The sequence below is a fragment of the Thaumasiovibrio subtropicus genome (assembly GCF_019703835.1).
GTDB lineage: Bacteria > Pseudomonadota > Gammaproteobacteria > Enterobacterales > Vibrionaceae > Thaumasiovibrio > Thaumasiovibrio subtropicus.
Genome location: NZ_AP023054.1, coordinates 2,359,823 through 2,380,079, shown reverse-complemented (window position 1 = coordinate 2,380,079; position 20,257 = coordinate 2,359,823). Strand labels below are relative to the sequence as shown.

Annotated in this window: 21 protein-coding genes, 1 tRNA gene and 1 other RNA gene; 13 read left to right on the top strand and 10 right to left on the bottom strand. The window is 47.6% G+C overall.

Annotation, left to right across the window (positions count from 1 at the left end):
* Positions 1–9 precede the first annotated feature (9 nt).
* From TSUB_RS10480 to TSUB_RS10460, 5 genes are all read left to right on the top strand, one after another.
* Positions 10–1,053: an efflux RND transporter periplasmic adaptor subunit gene (locus TSUB_RS10480; RefSeq protein WP_087026146.1), complete on the top strand. Its 1,044-nt coding sequence runs from the start codon at positions 10–12 to the stop codon at positions 1,051–1,053.
* Between the two features lie 10 nt (positions 1,054–1,063).
* Entirely contained in the window at positions 1,064–4,198 is a 3,135-nt protein-coding gene (locus tag TSUB_RS10475) for an efflux RND transporter permease subunit (protein WP_087026149.1), read from the top strand.
* 60 nt (positions 4,199–4,258) lie between these two features.
* Positions 4,259–5,041: a fimbrial protein gene (locus tag TSUB_RS10470; protein WP_159065046.1), complete on the top strand. Its 783-nt coding sequence runs from the start codon at positions 4,259–4,261 to the stop codon at positions 5,039–5,041.
* Between the two features lie 40 nt (positions 5,042–5,081).
* Entirely contained in the window at positions 5,082–6,188 is a 1,107-nt protein-coding gene (locus TSUB_RS10465; RefSeq protein ID WP_087026155.1) for a porin, read from the top strand.
* Positions 6,189–6,392: 204 nt separating this feature from the next.
* Positions 6,393–7,928 carry an amidase gene (locus tag TSUB_RS10460; protein WP_087026158.1) on the top strand — a complete coding sequence of 512 codons (1,536 nt, stop codon included), beginning with the start codon at positions 6,393–6,395 and terminating at the stop codon, positions 7,926–7,928.
* A gap of 119 nt (positions 7,929–8,047) precedes the next feature.
* Here the strand turns inward: TSUB_RS10460 and tatC are convergent, their stop codons facing one another.
* The 6 genes from tatC to TSUB_RS10430 all read right to left on the bottom strand — a co-directional run bounded on the left by tatC (position 8,048) and on the right by TSUB_RS10430 (position 11,068).
* Positions 8,048–8,770, bottom strand: a complete 723-nt coding sequence (gene tatC / locus TSUB_RS10455) for a twin-arginine translocase subunit TatC (RefSeq protein WP_087026160.1) — start codon at positions 8,768–8,770, stop codon at positions 8,048–8,050.
* Positions 8,767–9,135, bottom strand: coding sequence for a Sec-independent protein translocase protein TatB (tatB, locus tag TSUB_RS10450; RefSeq protein WP_159065047.1), 369 nt, complete (start codon positions 9,133–9,135; stop codon positions 8,767–8,769). The genes tatC and tatB overlap by 4 nt, the downstream gene beginning before the upstream one ends.
* A gap of 1 nt (position 9,136) precedes the next feature.
* Entirely contained in the window at positions 9,137–9,334 is a 198-nt protein-coding gene (tatA, locus tag TSUB_RS25045) for a twin-arginine translocase TatA/TatE family subunit (protein WP_087026167.1), read from the bottom strand.
* 84 nt (positions 9,335–9,418) lie between these two features.
* Entirely contained in the window at positions 9,419–9,838 is a 420-nt protein-coding gene (locus TSUB_RS10440) for a MarR family winged helix-turn-helix transcriptional regulator (protein WP_087026170.1), read from the bottom strand.
* Positions 9,839–10,015: 177 nt separating this feature from the next.
* The gene (locus TSUB_RS10435; RefSeq protein ID WP_087026173.1) at positions 10,016–10,591 is read right to left on the bottom strand and encodes a DUF1415 domain-containing protein; all 576 of its coding nucleotides are present in this window, start codon (positions 10,589–10,591) and stop codon (positions 10,016–10,018) included.
* A gap of 306 nt (positions 10,592–10,897) precedes the next feature.
* The gene (locus tag TSUB_RS10430) at positions 10,898–11,068 is read right to left on the bottom strand and encodes a hypothetical protein (RefSeq protein WP_192867882.1); all 171 of its coding nucleotides are present in this window, start codon (positions 11,066–11,068) and stop codon (positions 10,898–10,900) included.
* A gap of 351 nt (positions 11,069–11,419) precedes the next feature.
* Between TSUB_RS10430 and htpX the strand changes: the two genes are divergently transcribed.
* The 3 genes from htpX (at position 11,420) to TSUB_RS10415 (ending at position 12,747) form a co-directional block, all read left to right on the top strand.
* Positions 11,420–12,295 (top strand): protease HtpX, encoded by an 876-nt coding sequence (gene htpX, locus TSUB_RS10425; RefSeq protein ID WP_087026176.1) that lies wholly within the window; start codon positions 11,420–11,422, stop codon positions 12,293–12,295.
* Between the two features lie 173 nt (positions 12,296–12,468).
* Positions 12,469–12,559, top strand: a tRNA-Ser gene (locus TSUB_RS10420).
* 45 nt (positions 12,560–12,604) lie between these two features.
* A non-coding RNA gene (locus TSUB_RS10415) (RtT sRNA) lies at positions 12,605–12,747 on the top strand.
* 162 nt (positions 12,748–12,909) lie between these two features.
* Here TSUB_RS10415 and TSUB_RS10410 read toward each other — a convergent pair.
* Complete coding sequence (locus TSUB_RS10410; RefSeq protein ID WP_087026177.1) at positions 12,910–14,112, bottom strand: MFS transporter; 1,203 nt, start codon at positions 14,110–14,112, stop codon at positions 12,910–12,912.
* Positions 14,113–14,236: 124 nt separating this feature from the next.
* On the opposite strand from TSUB_RS10410, the gene TSUB_RS10405 reads away from it, so the two are divergent.
* Complete coding sequence (locus tag TSUB_RS10405; protein WP_202819786.1) at positions 14,237–14,881, top strand: TetR/AcrR family transcriptional regulator; 645 nt, start codon at positions 14,237–14,239, stop codon at positions 14,879–14,881.
* Between the two features lie 4 nt (positions 14,882–14,885).
* Here the strand turns inward: TSUB_RS10405 and TSUB_RS10400 are convergent, their stop codons facing one another.
* Both TSUB_RS10400 and TSUB_RS10395 read right to left on the bottom strand, forming a co-directional pair.
* Positions 14,886–15,296, bottom strand: a complete 411-nt coding sequence (locus TSUB_RS10400; RefSeq protein WP_087026179.1) for a hypothetical protein — start codon at positions 15,294–15,296, stop codon at positions 14,886–14,888.
* 9 nt (positions 15,297–15,305) lie between these two features.
* Complete coding sequence (locus tag TSUB_RS10395; RefSeq protein ID WP_087026181.1) at positions 15,306–17,366, bottom strand: TonB-dependent receptor; 2,061 nt, start codon at positions 17,364–17,366, stop codon at positions 15,306–15,308.
* Between the two features lie 139 nt (positions 17,367–17,505).
* Here TSUB_RS10395 and TSUB_RS10390 point away from each other — a divergent pair, with 139 nt between their 5' ends.
* Complete coding sequence (locus tag TSUB_RS10390) at positions 17,506–18,384, top strand: helix-turn-helix domain-containing protein (RefSeq protein ID WP_087026184.1); 879 nt, start codon at positions 17,506–17,508, stop codon at positions 18,382–18,384.
* 83 nt (positions 18,385–18,467) lie between these two features.
* Complete coding sequence (locus tag TSUB_RS10385; protein ID WP_087026187.1) at positions 18,468–18,917, top strand: YHS domain-containing (seleno)protein; 450 nt, start codon at positions 18,468–18,470, stop codon at positions 18,915–18,917.
* A 19-nt stretch (positions 18,918–18,936) separates the two neighbouring features.
* On the opposite strand, the gene TSUB_RS10380 is transcribed toward TSUB_RS10385, so the two are convergent.
* Complete coding sequence (locus TSUB_RS10380) at positions 18,937–19,212, bottom strand: nitrogenase-stabilizing/protective protein NifW (RefSeq protein ID WP_087026190.1); 276 nt, start codon at positions 19,210–19,212, stop codon at positions 18,937–18,939.
* Positions 19,213–19,351: 139 nt separating this feature from the next.
* Between TSUB_RS10380 and TSUB_RS10375 the strand changes: the two genes are divergently transcribed.
* Together TSUB_RS10375 and TSUB_RS10370 are read left to right on the top strand one after the other, a co-directional pair.
* Positions 19,352–19,729 carry a GFA family protein gene (locus TSUB_RS10375; protein WP_087026193.1) on the top strand — a complete coding sequence of 126 codons (378 nt, stop codon included), beginning with the start codon at positions 19,352–19,354 and terminating at the stop codon, positions 19,727–19,729.
* Positions 19,730–19,776: 47 nt separating this feature from the next.
* A complete protein-coding gene (locus TSUB_RS10370) occupies positions 19,777–20,247 on the top strand; it encodes a hypothetical protein (RefSeq protein WP_087026196.1) in 471 nt (156 codons plus the stop codon).
* Positions 20,248–20,257: the final 10 nt, after the last annotated feature.

Here is a 20,257-nt window from a genome sequence, read left to right as displayed (position 1 = left end):
GTATCAAACATGAACAAAACACGTCTTTCCCTCGCTGTGGCTGGCTCGCTAATGAGTGGTGCAGTATTCGCACAAGGGCCTGCTGTGGAAGCAATGCTGGCAGAGGTGGTCAGCTACCAACCGACGCAAGTGGTTGTGGCGAAGATGGAAGCACAAGAACATGCCAATCTGACCGCTCGCGTCTCAGGCTACTTGTTGAGCCAAAATTTTGAAGATGGCGCAATGGTCGAAGCAGGCGATGTCCTGTTTGAAATTGATCCAACGCCTTATCTTCAAGCGTTCAATATTGCAACGGCACAAAAACAGCAAGCTGATGCGGCGTTAACGCAAGCGCAAACCGTGTTTAAACGCGTCAAAGAGCTGCAAGGTGCAGGTGGCGCAGCACAGTCGAACCTTGACGAAGCAACTGCCGCTCTAAAGGTTACTCAGGCTGGCGTTGCAGCAGCCAATGCAGCGTTGGATAAAGCGACAGATGACCTCGAATATACCAAAGTACGCGCACCCTACGCGGGTCGTTTAGGTAAAGCGCGTTTTTCTGTGGGCGATATGGTTGCGCCAGCGGCAGGCCCAATGATTGACCTGGTGCAACTCCACCCAATGAATGCCACTTTCAACTTGGCCTACGAGCAGTTCCTTGAAAAACGCATGCATGATGCAGGCGCAATGCGTTATGGCTTGCAGGGCACAGATCTGCAAGGTGAGCTGACGTTCATTGATAACAAAATCAACCCAACCAGCGGAACGATTTCGCTGAGTGCAACCTTTACCAATGAAGATGCGGCTTTTGTACCGAATCAAGTGGTGCGTGTAGAAATGACCCCTTCTCAAGGCGTAGAAGGTGTTTGGATCCCGCAAGCGGCGACAGGGCAAGACCTCAATGTGCAGTTCGCCTACGTCATTGTTGATGGTAAGGCTGAACGTCGTGATATCGAAGTGCTAGAGCGCGTTGGTAAAGACGTCTTTGTGACCTCTGGTATTGCACAAGGCGAGCAAGTGATTACAAACGGTTTAATTCGTGTGCGCGCTGGCGTACCCGTCACCGTAGCGCAATAAGAGAGGCAAAATGTTAAGTCGTTTTTTTATTAATCGACCGAAATTTGCATTTGTCATTTCGATCGTACTGACTTTGGTAGGCATGATATCGATTAAGACCATGCCAGTGTCTGAATACCCTGATATTACGCCACCGATGATCAATGTTATCGCCATCTATCCGGGGGCGAGTGCAGAAACCATCTCAGAAATTGTCGCCAAACCCATCGAAGCGGAAGTCAACGGTGTTGAAAACATGATGTACATGTCTGGCCGTGCGGCCAATGACGGTACCTACATGTTGCAAATTACCTTTGAGATTGGCACTGACTTAGACCAAGCGCAGGTGAACGTACAAAATCGTGTGACCCGTGCGCAGATGAGCTTGCCACAAATCGTCAATCAGTTTGGTGTGCGTGTCAACAAGGCAGCGCCAGACTTTCTAATGGCGATAGCAACCACATCACCCAATGGTACCTATGACGCGGCATACCTGAACAACTGGACGGATATCAACATCATTGAAGGGATGACCCGCATTGATGGCGTATCGGATTCCGTGCTATTGGGTGCGACTTACGCCGTGCGCGTATGGTTGGATATCGACCAGATGACGGCCCTGAATGTGACGACCCATGAAGTGCGTCTGGCGCTGATGGACCAAAATAGCCAAGTGCCTGTCGGTCGCATTGGAGCAGGCCCGCATTTAGAAGACACCCAGTTTCAGATTCCACTATTGAGCCAAGGCCGATTGACCGACCTTGAAGACTTTCAATCGATCATGGTCAAAACGGCGCCAGATGGATCAAACATCTATATCCGTGATATTGCTGAAGTCGAATTGGGTGACGCGCATTACGACGCGGCGACCTTCTACAACGGCGACAATGCGGCGCTCATGTATGTCACGCTTGCGCCTGGGGCAAATGCATTGGAAACCGGTGAACAGGTTAAGGCATTCTTAGCCGGTTTGGACTTACCTCACGATGTTGAAATCAAATTCCCGTTTGATATGACCATTTTCGTTGAAGATTCCATTACCGATATTGCGCAAACTCTGATCATAGCGGTTGTTCTGGTTATCTTGGTGACTTACTTGTTCCTCGGTGATTGGCGTGCAACCTTGGTTCCTGTGGCTGCCATTCCTGTATCATTGATCGGTACGTTTTTCTTCATGGATACGATTGGCTTCACGATCAATACCATTACGTTATTTGGTCTGATTCTGGCTATTGGTATCGTGGTCGATAATGCGATTTTGGTGATTGAAAACGTAGAGCGCATTTTAAACGAAAACCCACAACTCACCCCGCCAAAAGCAACGTTCGCAGCGATGCAGGAAGTCACTGGGCCTATCGTTGCGTCTACGCTTGTGATGCTGGCGGTGTTCTTGCCTGTGTCGATGCTGCCGGGTATTACGGGACAGATGTTTGCTCAGTTTGGTCTGACAATCTGTATCGCACTTGTACTATCCGCGATCAATGCATTGACGCTTTCACCTGCACTTTGTTCTTTAGTGATGCGTCGTGTTGAGAAACACCCTGGTTGGTTCCTTGCCTTCAATGCTGTTTTCGAAAAAATCACCGCGGTATACGGCAAAGCGGTTGCGCTCGTTGTTCGTAAGACTTTTGCTTTAGTGGTTATTTTTGCCGGCACAGTCGCCATTATGGTGATGTTAAATGCGCAAACCCCGACCGCTTTTGTTGAGCGTGAAGATAAAGGTAACATGCTTGCAATGGCATCTTTGCCAGACGGCGCGTCTCGCGCTCGTACCAATGCCTACATCGCGCAACTGCAAAACATTATGTTGGCTGATCCCGCGGTTGAGGAAGTTGGTGGAGCGGAAGGTTTCTCGGCGTTGTCATTGTCTATGCAGCCGAACCAAGCGACTTTCTTTGTTGCGTTAAAACCTTGGGAAGAGCGTAAGCAGCTTGAGGGTGATCACACTGTTGAAGCGGTTTCAATGCGCTTGAACATCGCAATGGCAGCTGTGAAAGACGGGATGGCGATGATGATTGCCCCGCCAGCGATTCCGGGTGTTGGCCAAGGTGATAGCCTTGAGTTCATGCTAAAAGATACCCGTGGTCGCTCAGCGCAAGCCTTATCTGCGAAAGCGATGGAGTTCATGATGGCGGTGAACCAGCTTGAAGAAGTGGGCAGTGCCTTCACGACGTTCCGCGCAAACGTACCTCACTACTTCATCGATATTGATCGCGAGAAAGCGCGTCAATATGGGGTACCAGTCAGTACGATCAACGAAACACTGATGACCTACCTTGCTGGCTCGCGTGTTAACGATTTAGGGATGTTTGGTCGTACTTATTACGCCTTTATCCAAGCAAAAACTGAGCAACGCAAAGATATCGAAGACATCAGTCGTATTCATGTTCGAACCGCGGCGGGCGAGATGATTCCTCTGTCCACATTGGCGACCTTCAAGCCGCAGCTTGAAGCAGACATTACCAATACTTACAACATGGCGTCGGCGACCAAGTTCTTTGTCAACATTGCACCGGGCTACTCTTCTGGGCAAGCCATTGCCGCGGTTGAAGCCCTTGCTGAGGAGATCTTGAATGATGGCTTTGATTACGAATGGACGTCAATGGCATTGCAAGAGAAGCTCGCGGGCAACGCGATTGTTTACGCTTTCATTTTTGCGCTGACTTTTATCTATCTGTTCTTAGTCGCACAGTATGAATCATGGGTGTTACCTGCAGCGATTATCATCGCTGCGCCGACAGCGGCGGTTGGCACCATGATTGCGTTAACAATGAATGGCATGGCGCTGACCTTGTACGGTCAAATTGGTTTGGTGCTCTTGATTGCGCTTGCGGCGAAGAATGCCATTCTCATCGTCGAGTTTGCCAAGATTAAGCGCGAAGAAGAGTCATTGTCGATAGAAGAGGCGGCAATCCTCGGTGGCACTATGCGTTTCCGTGCCGTCAATATGACATCTTGGTCATTCGTGCTCGGTATCTTACCCATGATTTTTGCCAACGGTGCCGGCGCTAACGCGCAGAATAACATGGGTGTAGCGTTAACGGGTGGCATTCTCTGTGTCATGACCTTAGGGGCGATCATTACGCCGGGTTTCTATGCACTATTCCAAAAAGGGCGCGAGAAAGTGAAAGGTGGTAACACCAAGCCTGTTGCTGTGCTCGACTAATCACCATAAAGCGCCAAGCCTTGGCTTGGCGCTCTCCTCATCAAAGTTTTGTAGGTAATTATGAAAAATAACATGATATTGGCGGCTGGCGTTTTGTCAGCGGCTGTAATGAGTGCCTCTGTTTTTGCAGAAGAGATTGACCCGGCTGACCTCACCAAGGTTTATACTCAAACGGCGTTAATGATTGGAGGCAACTCAGACATTAAACCGGTGACCATGATTTCAGGTGCGTATAGCAATGGTCATCAGTTTGCTTTTTTGGGTGAAGCCACATTTGGTGACGTGGGGGATAATCAAGATAACGACTTTGGTTTCAAGTACAAAGATGCGCGTGCACAGTACTTCCACACCTTAGATAGTGGCTTTTCTGTGCTACCGAAAGCGGGCTTCTCGTTTGATTACATCAATCAGCGCGATCACGCTTTGAAAGTCGATACCAATCTCTTTGCCATCGGCACGCTGGCTGCGGTCAATCCTAAGTATACGCCCGGCTTCATGGCATTCCCGATGGTCGCGTATGTCAACGGTGAAATGGACATTAAACCGCTCAATCACAAAGAGTCTGTTGATGGCTTCAGCGTGGCCTTTGCGGCGACGAAACCGCTCGGCGACAGTGGGGCATTTTTGTTGTTATGGCCGGAGTATCAAAATATCTCAGGTGACCACATCAAAACCGAAACGGTGAACTTTAAAGTTGCTGTAAATGCGCCAATGACGCAGAACAGAAAACTGTGGGTGAATACCCGTTTTGATCTATCTAAAGCCAAAACGACGATATTGGGTAATAAAGAGAATGGGGAATTAGACTCTGAAGCTTATTTGGGTCTCCGTTATTTCTTTTAATCAATCACTGTACTCTCACTAAAATCAAAAAGTAACTCATATGACATTTAATAAATACCTCACTGCTGTGATGCTTGCAGCGGTTAGCTCTGTGCCTGTCTTTGCAGAAAGTAATACGCAAGTCACCGGCCGCGTACAATACAATGTTTCTGATATTCAGCTACGTAGTGGTGGGCTCCCAGGTGACACATTTGGTTGGCTAGATGCACGTATTGGTGTGCAAACTTATCAGCCGATGGAAAATGGCTTTAGCGTGTTTGGTATTGCTGAATACGACATTACTTCCGATGACGGTTTACCCGGCTTAGACAGCAAGTCGAATGAGCTCGGTCCACGCTATGTGTTTGGTGGCATCGATTTCAATGAGTACGGTAAAGTGTCCATCGGTCGTGTCGGTTCAGGGCTTTTGGCGCTCTACAACTTGACTGATTTCTTCGCCATTAATGGTGGCGGTGAGGTCATGGCGTCTCGCGCTAGCGTGCTTGATAAAAGTGCTGCTGCAATCAGTCGCCAAGATAACACCATTGAGTATGCCAACACGCTTCAAGGGATTGATTTTACCTTTGCTTATATTATGAACTCCGGTGTGTTTAGCCAAACAGGCGTCGACAAAGGTTTTAACTTTAGTGTTAGTAAGTCATTTGGTAGTGAGGAAACAGGACGATTCAAACCTGTGTTCGCTTATCAAAAAACCGAGGCGATTGAAGCACATCCGACAGGGCAAGGTATTCAACACTTTCACAGCACAGGTCGCGTAGAAGATTATACGTTCTGGGGTATTGGAGCTGAGTACTACCTTGGCGATTATGGCGCGTCGCTGGTGTACTCGGAAGATACGTTGTCTAAAACAGGCAATGTTGATTCGGGTAAAAATCGGGGTATCGAGTCAATGGTTCGCTACAGCGGCTTTGAAAACCTTGATTTGCGTTTAGGGTATTTCTGGATGGAGAACAGTGCCTATGGTCAAGACCTGATTAATGATATTGTTTTTGATGCACACTACTTCTTTACCCCAAAAGCACGTTTAATTGCGTCGTATAGTATCCGCAATGCAAATGAGTTTATTGCTAAAGAGGGAGCCTATTCTCAGGCAAGCAATAACAAACAAGACGATTTTTTCTATTTAGCTTTCCGTTTGAATTTTTAATTCAATACCATTATCTATATTCATCCCTTGAGGTAGCCTGTATATAGGTGTTTGCCCGTCGCCTTGCTTTTGGTGGTAAAAGTGAGGTTACGGGCTTTTTTAATGGTTAAAAAATTTAACCGTCAATATTCGACCAATAGCTGAGCGATTTTAGATAGGTATACTCAATGAGATAATTAAACTTGTCTAAAGTAGTGAAATAATATGTCTATTTTTAATAAGAAAACAACACGCCGAACGTTCATAAAAGGCACGGCGATCGGTGCGGCTGGCATAGCTGCATCGACATCTTTACCTGCTGCGATTGCCTCTGCTGTTAAACCTGCCGATGAGTTCCTCGACTACGATTTGGTTGGTATGGCGGAGCTGATCAAAAAGAAAGCGGTGTCTCCGCGTGAAATGACCCAAGTAGTGCTTAATCGTATTGAAAAAATGAATGGCACCATCAACTTCATGTCGGTACAGCGTGCAGAAAAAGCGCTTGAAGAAGCGGAAAAGGTCGATATCAACGCATCCCCTTTAGCGGGTGTGCCTTTTTTATATAAAGATATGCTGGATATTGCCAATGTGCCGCGTACTGATGGTTCGAAGATCATGCTCAATAATGTGCCAGAGCAAGACTCGCCTTACGCCGCCTCATTGCGCAAAGCGGGCATAGTAAACTTAGGAATGACGAATGTGCCTGAGTTTACAACCACTGGTTTGACCGATAACGACATTATTGGCCCAACTTACAACCCGTGGGACTTAGCTTACTCTTGCATTGGTTCATCGGGTGGTGCGGGTGGAGCAGTCGCAGCTGGTGTCCTACCGACAGTGCATGGAACAGATGGTGGGGGCTCATGCCGTCTACCTGCATCCGCTTGTCATCTGCTAGGGATGAAGCCAAGTCGTTATCGTATCCAATCGCCAGAAGCGAGCGGCGTGCATGATACCTTTAAAACGAACCAAACCTTGGGTCGCACTGTCCGTGATAGCGCTCTGTTGTTTGATATGACGCAAGACCGCAGCGGTAAGCATTTAACCCCAGAAACCCTGATTACAGGGCCATCTTCACGCCGCTTGAAGATTGCTTATATTCGCGACGGAATGGCAGGCTATGAAGTAGAGCCGTCTGTACAGCAAGTCCAAGATGAAGCCGCCGTACTGTTACGAGAACTCGGCCACGAAGTGGTAGAGATCAAACACCCACTGAATGCAGAAGACTTTTGGCTGAACTTCAACAACGCTTTCTTAGTGAAATTTGGTCCGCTATTGACGGGTATTGAGCAGATGACAGGGATGCCAGTGCGCGAATCCAAGCTCCTAACAAACTTCACCATTTCGATGGGCGAATACGGTCAAAAAATAACGCCAGAAGAAGCGGCGGCTGGCCTGAAGTACTTTGATTTTATTAAAGCGGAATTTGATAAAATTCATGCCGAGTTTGATGTGGTGATGTCAGCAACGTTACCGATTGAAACACCAAAAGTGGGTGATGTCTCTCCAAAGGATGAATTCACCCCTGAAAAGATGGATACCCTGCAGCGCACCATGTCTTTAACGCCTATCGCGAACACCACAGGTGCACCCGCCATGAGTGTACCTCTGGGTTTTTCGAAGAAAACAGGTATGCCGGTAGGTACCATGTTCCAAGCACAATTCGGCGAAGACCGAATGCTCTATGAGCTGGCGTTTGAACTTGAACTCGCCAAGCCTTGGAAAGACGTTTGGGCACCGCACTCACTCAAGTTTTCATAACCAGTAACGCGGTTGATTAGGCAACAGAAAGCCAGGTCGAAACCTGGCTTTTCTGTTGAGTAAGGCTGTGATTGGTGATCGTCCGCTAATGTAATGGCTAGGCGGCAAAGCGAATAGGGTTAGTTTATGGTTGAGGGTTGATACCATCGAGCGCCCAAAAGTCCTATTTCAAACAAGACAAGCATGGGGATGGCCAGTAGGGTTTGTGAAATCAAATCTGGGGGTGTCATGATCATTGCGACAATAAATGCACTGATTAGCACATAACCACGAGCGGCTTTCAACTTCTCAATGGAGGTGATGCGTGACCAACAGAGCAGAATCACCACGATAGGAATCTGAAAAGCGAAGCCAAATGCCCAAAGTAGGGTAAGGACGAAACTGAGGTATTGACGAATATCTGTCGCAACGACAACGCCTTCAGGCGCGACAGAAGTGAGAAATTGAATCGCCAGCGGTAACACAACCCCGTAAGCAAAGGCTGAGCCTAAGTAGAATAGGGTCATCGCTGCGACGCTCAAGGGCCACAAGGGTAATGAAAGATTTTGGCCAACACGGGAATGGCGTAAGCTGACATGGAGTTGATACAGAAAAAAGGGCATCGCCAGATAGGCGGCAACAAAAAACGTGAGCTTAATGGGAGCGAGCAACGGTGCTGTGACATCCGTCGCTATCATAGAGGTATTTTGAGGTAGTTGGTCGAGTAAGGGCATTGCCACCAGGTAATAAATGTCATTGCGAAACACCACGAGGGTGCTGAAGAGGGCGATGAGAACAATGGCAGATTGTAGAAGTCGGGCTCGTAGTGTGCTAACGGTATCGCGGAAACGGTGAGGGGTCATGATGCGCTCTTCTCTTCAAGGGGAGGCTTGCTTGTTCGGGTGAGATCTTGTGATTGGGTCGCACTGTCTGACAAGCTATCGGCCAAGCTAAACTGTTTTACAATCTGGTTCGCCTGTTGGATTTGCTGTTGCACTTGCTCCGACAAGTCATCAAATTGCGTTTGCTTCGTGTCGTGTAGCGCTTTCTCAACGCTATCCAACTGCAACTCTTTTTCGAGCTGCACTTTTACTTTTTTTTGCGTTGTGGCAATCATGCGACGCCAATGCGACAAAGTGCGAATCACCGTTGGCAGTCGCTCTGGACCGAGTATGACAAGGGCCAATAGCGCGATAACCACGATTTCACCAAATCCCATATCAAACATGTCACTGCTCCTTGTCTGATCTCTCTTTATCACTGTGAGTGCTGATGAGCGCAGGGTCTTCATCATGATGACTCGCTTTTTTAAAATCGGCGAGGGCTTTACCAAGGTCTTCGCCAACAAAGCGTAACTTCTTGGTGCCAAAGACAAGGGCGACGATGACGGCAATAATAAGTAGCTGCCAAATACTGATTCCGGCCATAGGGTTTCTCTTTGTAAGTGGTGTGAGCGCCCTCGCTTAGAAGAAGTAAGGCGCAGAGAGTAAGGAAAGGTGAAGCATCGTCGTCTAAGAGGCGACGGTAATAAACATTTTGTCGAGATAGGCTTCGAAGGCTTCTAGTTGCTGCGGATTCTCTTCGCGTGTTTCACCAATGACTTCGAAAGAGCGCCTTACCACACTGTCGACGATTTGTTTCCCTTTTTCGGTGACAGTTAGGATTTTTCGAATTCGACGCGTTGTATCATCAACTTCGATCGTAATCATCTCGTCACTTTCTAATCGCTTGATCACGGGGTTAATTCGCGCCGGGGTGATATAGAGCGCTTTAGAGAGGTCATATTGTGTTGTGCCTTCTTCACCACAATAAGCGATGTGCTGCATGATAAAAAAGTCGAGTAATGACACTTTGCCAGGATAGAACTCGGAGATGAGCTCTTTGAACTCCTGCATGATACGGTACTGTTTGTAGCTATTACTGACTTTCATCCGCGACCTCGATCAAATGATTGATATTGCTGGGAAAGTAACCGAAGTTACTGATTGCGTGCAAAACAATGTAAGCCATTTCAAGGCGTTACCTTGTATCTTCACGACAGGCAATCAGTATAAAAGAGATGCTAAAAGAGGTGAATCATTTAAAAATCCAATGATTCCCTCCCACAATTACTCACTGCCTCGATTAAACAGGTAAGGGAATAAGGCGAGTTTTTCCTTCTGGCTCAAGCTGCACACGCGTTCGATGTTGTTATCGGGAATGGCTTCAGGTTCTGGGTAGTGTTTTAACACACGCGCCATACTCTCTTCTCTGATGAGGTGCAAAATGGGGTAAGGGGCGCGATTGGTTAAGTTTTGATCGTCTTCGGGCTCGATACCGGCGAAGCAATAGTTGGGATGGAAGGTGGCGACTTGATAGATGCCTTCCCATTGTTGCTGTTTGATCAAAGCATCGACCCAATCTAAAAAGAAGTTGTAGTCCATAAAGTCATCGAGCATATCGGGAATGACAACTAATGTTGTTTCTAAGCGAGTGGCGTCCGTTTGGTCGAGTTCTAACAGCGCAGTTAAGACATCCTCTAGCAGAGCCTCTTCGCTGGTGGCATGAGAGATGGTTGTCTTAATTTGCTGATTGCGTTGCGGTTTGGCGGCAAATGGACACAGGTTAAGTCCAATGACCACTTGCTCTAGCCATTGATTGACGGCCTGATTAATCGCATCGTCATGACGGGTAGATAAAGACATGTTGCTCACTCGTAATCCTAGTGTTGATCTGTTGTGGTCTATTGGTGCGAAGAATAGCATGTGGCAGTGAGAGATGACATGATCAAAGCGCTGTGAGCTAATCCAGAATACTCGACCTCTGAGAAGCGCGATTTTTACGTTAATGTGTTTGCAAGGGGAAGCCTTTCCTTAACACCTTTGCTTTGAACTCGACGCGCGAGTCCGATTCTGAATCCTGCCTCTTGGGGAGGCTTGAGAATACTGACGCTTAGAACGCAAAAAAGCCACGAAATTGTCGTGGCTTTTCTTGTGACTACTGAACTAGCACTATTTACTGTCGTTGATATTCATTAGAGCTTCTTGAATGTCAATGACCTGCTGATTCACTTTGTGCTCTTCAGCTTGGATACCTAGTTCTTTATGCGCTTGTTCCACACTCATACCAAGGTGGCAACGCAAGATGTCGATAGCGACTTGGTAGTTTTCGTTGTCTGCCATGTTGATACTCCCTGTTTAAAAATCCCTTCTGACGAAAAAAATAGCGCAGTCGGCATATCGCCACAATACGACTAAAGTCTAAAGTATGCAACAAATGTGATATTAGTATAACAAAACACACAAAGTGATCATTTTGCATCTGGACTTGATATTTTTCGAATTGCCCATACCTACTAGGTAATAAGACTAATAATATCTTATATCAACCGTTGTCGAGTAAACATGGAATTGGTAACAATGTGACATAGCTTGTTCACACAATGTTAAGTGTCTATCTGGTAACGTGCTGAAAATGAGATCTGCGCTGGGATAATGACCCAGTCAACAATATCAAAATCTGGAGAGTAATTTATGAAGCGAATAGCGTTGTTTTTATTGACGAACTTGGCGGTGATGATCGTCTTGAGCATCGTCTTAAACATCGTGTTTGCCGCTACGGGAATGGATCCTCGTGGTATTGGTGGCATTTTAATGATCGCCGCACTGTTTGGCTTTGGTGGCTCCTTCATCTCACTACTGATGTCAAAATCGATGGCACTTCGCAGTGTCGGTGGTCAGGTGATCGAGCAGCCGCGTAACGAAACTGAACATTGGTTAGTATCAACGGTTGAGCGTCAAGCCAATCAAGCGGGTATTGGTATGCCAACCGTGGCGATTTATAACTCAGCAGACATTAATGCCTTTGCAACGGGTGCAAAGCGTGATGACTCATTGGTTGCTGTCTCTACGGGATTATTGCAAAGCATGACTCGAGATGAAGCAGAGGCCGTATTGGCGCATGAGGTGAGCCACATTGCGAATGGTGATATGGTAACCATGACCTTGATGCAAGGTGTGGTGAACACCTTCGTTATCTTTATCGCGCGTATGATTGCGGGTGTTGTGAGTGGCGTGAATAACAGTGACGAAGAGGGTGGTGGTAGTTACCTGACTTATTTCATTGTCTCTTCCATCATGGAAGTACTGTTTGGCTTCCTCGCCAGCACCATTACGCTATGGTACAGCCGCCATCGCGAATTTAAGGCCGATGCAGGTTCAGCACACCTAGTGGGTAAAGAGAAGATGATTGCTGCACTAGAGCGCTTGAAGCATAGTCATGAGCCTCAGCTAGAAGGCTCGATGATGGCATTTGGTATTAACGGTAAGAAATCACTTTCTGAGCTGTTTATGTCACACCCACCACTCGACAAGCGTATCGATGCGCTGCGTCGTGGTGAGCACCTGTAAGCGGTAACTTAGCTGGACACAAAAACCCCGCCGCGGCGGGGTTTTTTGTTGGGAAAATCGCCGTATTGTTGGTGGAGTAATCAAACGAGTACTTCGTAGTACTAAAAGTATTCAAACGCACATTTCTACTCTTGCCAAGGCAACATGAAGTCGCTAATATTCGCCGCACCTACGGAGAGATGGCTGAGTGGTTGAAAGCACCGGTCTTGAAAACCGGCATACGTTAATAGCGTATCTAGGGTTCAAATCCCTATCTCTCCGCCACATTCGAGAAAGCCGCTGTTTTTACAGCGGCTTTTTTGTCTGAATTTTGCAAAGATAGAGATAGGGTGCAGAGCCCTAGACAGGGTTCAGCCGAGCGCAGCGAGACAACGTTGCCCGACGGAGTCGATAAGGCAACGGCCCAAAGGGTAGCGAACGCAGTGAGCGTATAAATCCCTATCTCTCCGCCAAATACAGAAAACGCCCGCTGAGAAATCAGCGGGCGTTTTTGCTTTCTGCGTTTTCTGTCCGGGATTTTAAATCCCTCTATGCCGAGTCTGGCTCCAAGCTCAAGGTCATCCCTTTCTTGATCATCATGCGAAGGCTTACCCAAACCAAACCTTGAATTGGAGCTAGCTACAATACACTTCGTGCTTGGCATCTTTGTTTAGCTTTTGCGCGAGTAAGCTTGAGAGCGCAAAAACCGCGCTACCAGCGATAAGCGTGAGATAGAAGCTGCTCGTAATGCCAAAGTCATTCACTATCCATCCGGCAATGGCTGCCCCTAATCCCGCTCCGACACCTAAGCCAGTATTCATCCAGGTGAGTCCCTCGGTCAGCTGTGATTCTGGCACCTGTCTCTCGACTAACCCCATCGCGATAATCATTGTTGGCGCAAAGAATAGGCCTGAGAAGAAAACGGCGACAGACAAGGCCCATACGCTGCTAATGAAAAGAAGAGGAAGCGTGGTGAGGGCGGTGAAAAATGCCGCGAGCATGAATTGTTGCTGCAATGGCGACTTAATGCGTAATGTGCCAAAGGCCAAGCCAGACAAACACGATCCGATGGCATAGATAGATAAGACCAAACTGGCGGATGCCGGGTTACCTTCTTGTTCTGCAAATGCCACGCTGATGATGTCGACCGCGCCAACGATGGTGCCTAGCGAGATCAAACTCAACACCAAAATACGAACGGGTACAGAACGCAAGGCGGATTGTTGCGTACCACGAGCAGCAAGGGTTACAGCAGGCTCGGTACTTTTCTGCATCACAAAAAAGCTCACACCAATAATGAGGAACACTACCGAAATGAGGGGGCCTGCCTGTGGAAAGAGCGCAACGCTCAGGCCAACAGAAATTGGCGGCCCCACGATGAAGCAAATCTCGTCAATCACCGACTCAAATGAGTAAGCGGTATGGAGTTTGGGGCTGTGGCGATAAATGGCCGTCCACCTTGCTCTCACGAGTGCTGCCATGTTTGGCATGCAACCGCCTAAGAGCGCGAAAACAAATAGAGTCCAGTCTGGTAGCCCATAGTGGGTACAAAGAAGGAGAAGCAGGATCGATGTCGCACTGATCAGTGTGGCCCAGGGTAGCACCTGACTTTGGCCATGTTTATCAACCACTCTTGATACCTGCGGGGCGAGTAATGCGGTGCTCAGTATGAACGTTGCCGCGACACTACCGGCTAGCCAATAGGGCCTACCTAATTGTGACAACATAGTGATGATGCCGATGGATGTCATTGAAATGGGCAATCGGGCAATGAAACCGGTAAAGGAGAACAAGGCGGATCCGGGATGTTCAAAAAGTGCTCTGTATACGTTGGGCATAAGACGTCCTTTTACTGCGTGTATTTAACATACGTCGCGTATGTTTTGTTTTGACATACATTACGTATGTAAGTTATAAATGCAACAGGTTTTTAGTTTTCAGTAATTTATTGAGTGGATGAATATGGTGGGTCGCCGCGCTAAAAAAATAGAAGAGACGAGAGCGAAGCTGATAAAAACGGCTCGTTTTCAGTTTGGGAGTGTCGGTTACAGTGAGACGGTGATGGATGATCTCACCTCACAAGCCGGGTTAACTCGAGGCGCGCTTTATCACCATTTCGGTGATAAAAAGGGGCTATTTAAGGCGGTACTTGAAGAGATTGACAAAGAAATTGATGCTGAGCTGCTTGCCATCGAAGCCGATGCCGCTGATCTCTGGACGGCATTCGTTGAACGATGCCATCTGTATTTAGAGAAAACGACCGCGCCTGAGGTTCAGCGCATCATGTTACGTGATGCGGCGTCCGTTCTCGATGCTGACCTGTTGCACTCCATGCGACTGGAGTGTGTTGAATCTATTGCTTCGCTATTGGAAAGGCTGCAACGTGAACAGGTGATTTTTGCCGTCAATCCTGTGCTGCAAGCGCGGTTCATCAACGGCGGTTTGATGGAGTTGGCGGTATGGATAGCAAAAAGTGATGATCGTGATGCTGCGCTTATGGCCGCGAGAAAGGAGGTTGATCTTACTCTAACGGGCCTTCGTTGTGATAGGGGTAGGCGGGAAGTGAGTTCAATTAAAATAGGCGTCATCCAGAGGAGGACGCCTTAAAACATTACTTATGCATCAAGCTCGTGGGCAAAGAGATATGGCAATGCGTAATTAACCATTGGTTGGCGTGATCTTTGCTCGGAAAAATACCCCCTGGTACGCCAAATACACGTGGGACGCTTTTGTTTTTCATCGAGCGAAAGGTTTCTTGTGGCACAATTATTACCATAGCTTCGCACCAAGCTTTAATTGCTTCTCTGGCTCCTTTGTCTAGCCAATCAAGGGTGAGTTGACCAATTTCTTTTGAATGCTTGGTTGAAGCATCGTCATGAAACACTCGGACAAAAATGAATTTTTGCTTAGCTTCAAAAAGCTTATCCCATTCATTAAGCAGGTGCTGGTGGGCCTCGATAGATTGTGCCCCTCTAAGGTTAATCAGAGCTAGCGGCCAATGCGTCGTATCGACTTTCAACATAGACGTTCCTTAATAGCCAATCTCGACGCCGAGATGAAATGAACGTGGTTGCAATTTCACTGCGGTATCGAGCGCGCTATTGGGTAAGTTGTTATCGAAGCCAGGGTAGCGAGCGACAGGTTTGTTATTGTCAAACAGGTTGTTGACGGTCGCGAACACTACCACATTGTCCCACTGGTAATTAACCTTCGCATCAAACACAGTGTAACGGTCTGTCTTACCACCGGGGCGATTATTGATATCGGTATAGTAGTTGTCTGAGAAGCGTGAGTTTATCCCAACAAGCCAATTGTCTTTTTGCCAAGTGACGCCGAGAGAAGCGGTAACAGTCGGTGCCGTAAGTAGTTCGTTGCCTTCAATACCTGAATTCGGGTAATCAACAATTTCTGTGTCGAGTAAGGATAAGTTACCCCAAAGCGAGAAGTGATAAGGCAACGTAGCAGCGATGCCAAGTTCTAAGCCCTTTGTTTCTACTTTATCAGCATTTTTAATCACAAAGGCTTCGTCTCTTGAGTCCTCGGGCGTTAAGTCGAAAGGCAATTGCATATCTTTGTATTGTGAAAAGAACAGATTTTGTGTCGTGCGGATTTTACCTCCCATGAACGATTGGCGGCCGTAAATCTCATAGGTCCAGACGGTTTCTTCATCGTATTGGTAGTTGACGATAGGCATGGCAAATGTCACTCCGCCACCACCAGAGTTATACCCTTTTGAAATCTGAATCCCTAGGTTGTTTGTGCTTGAGGCTTGCCAGTTTAAACCTAGCTTTGGTAGCAGAACATCGTAGGTTTCATCTGAGGAAATTGAGGCGATTTGACCGGTTGGATCGCCACCTTTACGTTGACGTGATTCGTGTTCATGACGAAGGCCCAGTGAAAGTTGCACTTCAGGGGTGAGGGGAATAGCACCTTCGGCATAGATGGCGACAGTTTCGGTCTTGTCATCGAAATGCTGTCCACCCATAAACTCAATAAATTCCTCTTGATCCGCATGGTAATAGTAGATACCGACCACCGCTGCGGCATCTCCTTGTTGATAGCTGAGTTTCGGCTCAAATACATACTCTCTGGTATCAATAGAGGCATTGGAGGTGTTAGGCACTGCGTAGCGAGTGAAAGAAAAGTCTGTGGTTGAACCATTCACATCCACTTGCCAGTTGTCACCGAGCCTGTATTTGTAATCCACGATTGCGCTAGTTGTCTTTGGTCGATGGCGAGGCTGCTGAGGATAATTGGATCGCTGCTCTTCAAAAGGGCGGACAATGATTTCACCATTGGGGCCAAAATAGTCGCTGTGGGTCACGTTGAGAAGTAGGCTTTCATCACTACTTGGCTCAAACAAGAGTTTGCCTGAAAATCTTTTTCCCTCTATTTCTGCCGGGTTATCGACACCCGGGTAGGGGTCAAAATTGACTTGAGAGTGTTTTTGGAAAAGGTTGCCGGTCAAACGAAAGGCAAGGCTATCAGATATCATCGGCACATTGACCATACCCGCGTATTGTCGGTATTGGTCGCTGCCTGCGGCCAGTCTGAACTTTCCTTCATGGTAGAATTGAGGTTTGTGTGTGTTAACGATAATGGTGCCTGCGATCGCGTTTCGGCCTACGAGCGAGCTTTGAGGCCCTCGCAATACTTCAATTTGTTCAACGTCGAAAAGGGCCATGTCAGAGAAAACCACTTCGTTGTAACTGGCGGGTCGACCATCGATTTGCCAACTGAGCCTTTGTCGGCTTCCGGCAAAAAAGGCATTTGCGTTTTCAGCGGCACCGGTGCCATCGACGCCCCTCACTGAGGGGGCTTTACCTGTTCCTGTCACGGTGGTGATGTTTCCGACAGAATCGAGTACATTTCTCAGCGTGTTAAAGCCTGCCGTACTCTCGATGGTGTCTGCGTCGAAGATTTCGACACTATTGCCCGATTGCGCAATTGTTCTATTCATCAACTCAGCGGTCACCACGATGGTTTCATGTTGGTTGGTTGAGGTGTCTGCTTGTTCATTCGCTGAAATGGGTGGGACAAAAAGTAATGGCAACAAATAAATCGTCACTCTGTGTTTAGCGATGTCCTGCATTTTTGTTTAATCCATTAAGTGGTTATTGATAACGGTTATCATTCAAATTAATCTATTGATAATTTTGAAACCACTCCAATTCGGACAAAAAGCTCCGATTGAGGGTGAATTTCTCACTTTCTTTTGATTGGCTGAGTGAATGACAAAAAAATCATGGCAGACAGAGCAACAGAGTTTTGAAGATCGCTTGTCTCGTTCTCAATGTGCGAATGCAACCGCTATCGCCGACCCCAACGGTAGGTGTTTTATAGCGCAAGCCGATTTCGCTGCAGCGGCATCTGTGTTCGAGCCTGCACCTTTTTTGATGATTAACTTATGTATCGCGCATAGAGGCAACTTTCGACGACGAGGGGATGGTCCCAGCTTAGAAGGGGTGATGAAGCCCGGAACAGTTGCACTATCGTTACCTAACACGGCAGCCGAAGGGTTTTGGCCTAAGACCCAGCAACTCGGTATTGCTATAAATCCAGAGACGTTACCAGAGCAGTACGCCGCTATGCTACATGAAGAAAAGTGGGTGCCAGCAGCATCCACTTTGCACAACGATACATTGCTGAGCTCAGTGATGATGGCGATGTGGCGTGATGCTGAGGTCAATGGGTTATCGAGTGCCTTCTTTGAGCATGGCGTCTATTTACTGCTGAACCATCTGGCTGCTTATCAGTCGATAGCACACCAAAAGCCTGTGACGTATGCGTTGAGTGGTCCCCGCTTAACAAGTGTTCTCGCATTGATAGACAGTCGGTTAACGGACAATGTTAGCGTTTCTGAACTTGCGCAAGAAGCCGGTTTAGATGTGAGAAGCTTCAGTCGATCTTTCTATGCTGCAATGGGACAGGCACCGTATGCCTATTTTACCTATCGTCGGATGGAGCTTGCGAAGCAGTTGCTCGCTAAAGGCCAGTTGACGATTACTGAGATCGCGCAAACGGTCGGCTATGCTAATCCAAGTAAGTTCTCAGCCGCTTTTAAACGCGTTTACGCCATTACTCCACGTCAATGGCGGAAAATGCGTTAGCAAGCACCTCAGGCTAATAACGAAATTTTCACCGTGCTATCCCTGTCTGATGGATAACCATCTAAAAATTAAAAGGAGAGCTCATGAAACTGGTTACGCGTATCTTCGGGGCAGCAATGCTGTTCATTGGGTTGATGCAGCCTGCGATGGCGTTGGATGAGGTATACAGTGATTTCTTCGGCAATGCGATCGAAGGCTATGATCCGGTCGCTTACTTTAGCGAAGGAAAAGCACTGAAAGGGGATAAGGCGTGGGAGCTTGAATGGAAGGGGGCTGATTGGCGCTTTTCATCGCAAGCGAATTTAGCCGCGTTTAAGGAAAACCCCGAAAAATATGCCCCGCAATACGGTGGGTATTGTGCTTGGGCTGTCAGTCAGGGATATACCGCAAAAATCGATCCCGAAGCGTGGCACATTCACGATGGAAAGCTCTATCTCAACTACAACGCGTCAGTGCAGTCCACTTGGCAACAGGATATCCCAGGCAACATTGTTAAGGCCGATCAAAACTGGCCACAGTTACTCGCGAAGTAATCGCTGAGTAATCGCGACTTTAACGTCTTTGGCAGGTTGTGCAGCCGCGGCAGGCTTGTCGTGTGTGCTTGTTTAGCTGTCCACGCTGTACCTTACAATACGCATTTTTAAGAGCCCGGCGCGCTGAAAACCAGTCGTCGGGCTTCTGTAGGATTACGTACCCATTAAACCGCTTCACTAACTCTTGTCGATGGCGGTCGATGAACTGACTATCAAAGCCAATATCGAAGTAATCTAAGGCTTGTTCAATCGATGTAAAGCGAGCAATCACACTGAGAATGTCGGTTTGAGTCATTTTTAACGGCCAGAGAGAGTCAGTGATCGCAAACTAACATTTTCGAACATCCATCACTTTGATCTGTCTTACCCTCTTTATTAGTTTCATAACCTAAGTGAAATTGATCGGCATTTTCGCGCATTTGATAGGACGAGATATGTATCGAGGTAGTTGTCTGTGTGGGGAAGTAAGGTTAGTGATATCAGGCGAAATAGAAAGGGCGATGCATTGCCATTGTTCAATGTGCCAGAAAGCGCACGGGTCGGCGTTTGCGTCTTATGGCTTGGTACGCCGTGAAGCGTTTCAACTGACAGGGCATGATAGTGTGGCCAGTTACCTCTCGTCACCGGGCGTGACGCGAACTTTCTGCCGACGCTGCGGCGCTAACTTAATGTGGGCAGATGAGAGTGAGTTTAATCGCGACTGGGTCTCTTTTTCCTTGGCACTATTGGATGATGAGTGCCAACCACAGCAGCACACTGAACATTTCACAGAGTCTGCGCCGCATTGGTCACCCTGCCAAAAGCGCCGATGAGATTAAAACAAACGTTTCATAACAATAAAAGGAATAGGATAGGTTAAATGGGCTTTTTCGATAGTGTGAAATCTCTGACGAATGCCATCACCGGAGGCGCGGCGACAGTGACATTGCAGTGCGACCGTATCTCTTTCAACGAACCCTTTAAAGTCGTGGTGACGGCCGTGACAGAGTCGACCTCTGTTAAACTGGATCGCGTTTACCTTTACCTACAGGGGTACGAAGAGGTCGAAGTGCCGGATGTCGATATAGAGTACGAAGATGATGGCGACGTGCGGCGTCGTACTGAAACAGTCCGAGCAAGCAATGAAACGGTGGATCTGGATATTACCGTGGCTGAAGCGCAGGAGCTAGAACCCCATCAAACCTATGAGTGGGAAGTGGAAATCGAACTGCCATCCGATGCTCCCAAAATTTATCGCGGCCATTACTGCCAACATACTTATCGCGTGCTGGCAGGTTTAGATTGTTTTGGTAATGACCCTGATTCGGGCTGGGTCGAACTCTATGATTAATAGAAAGGCG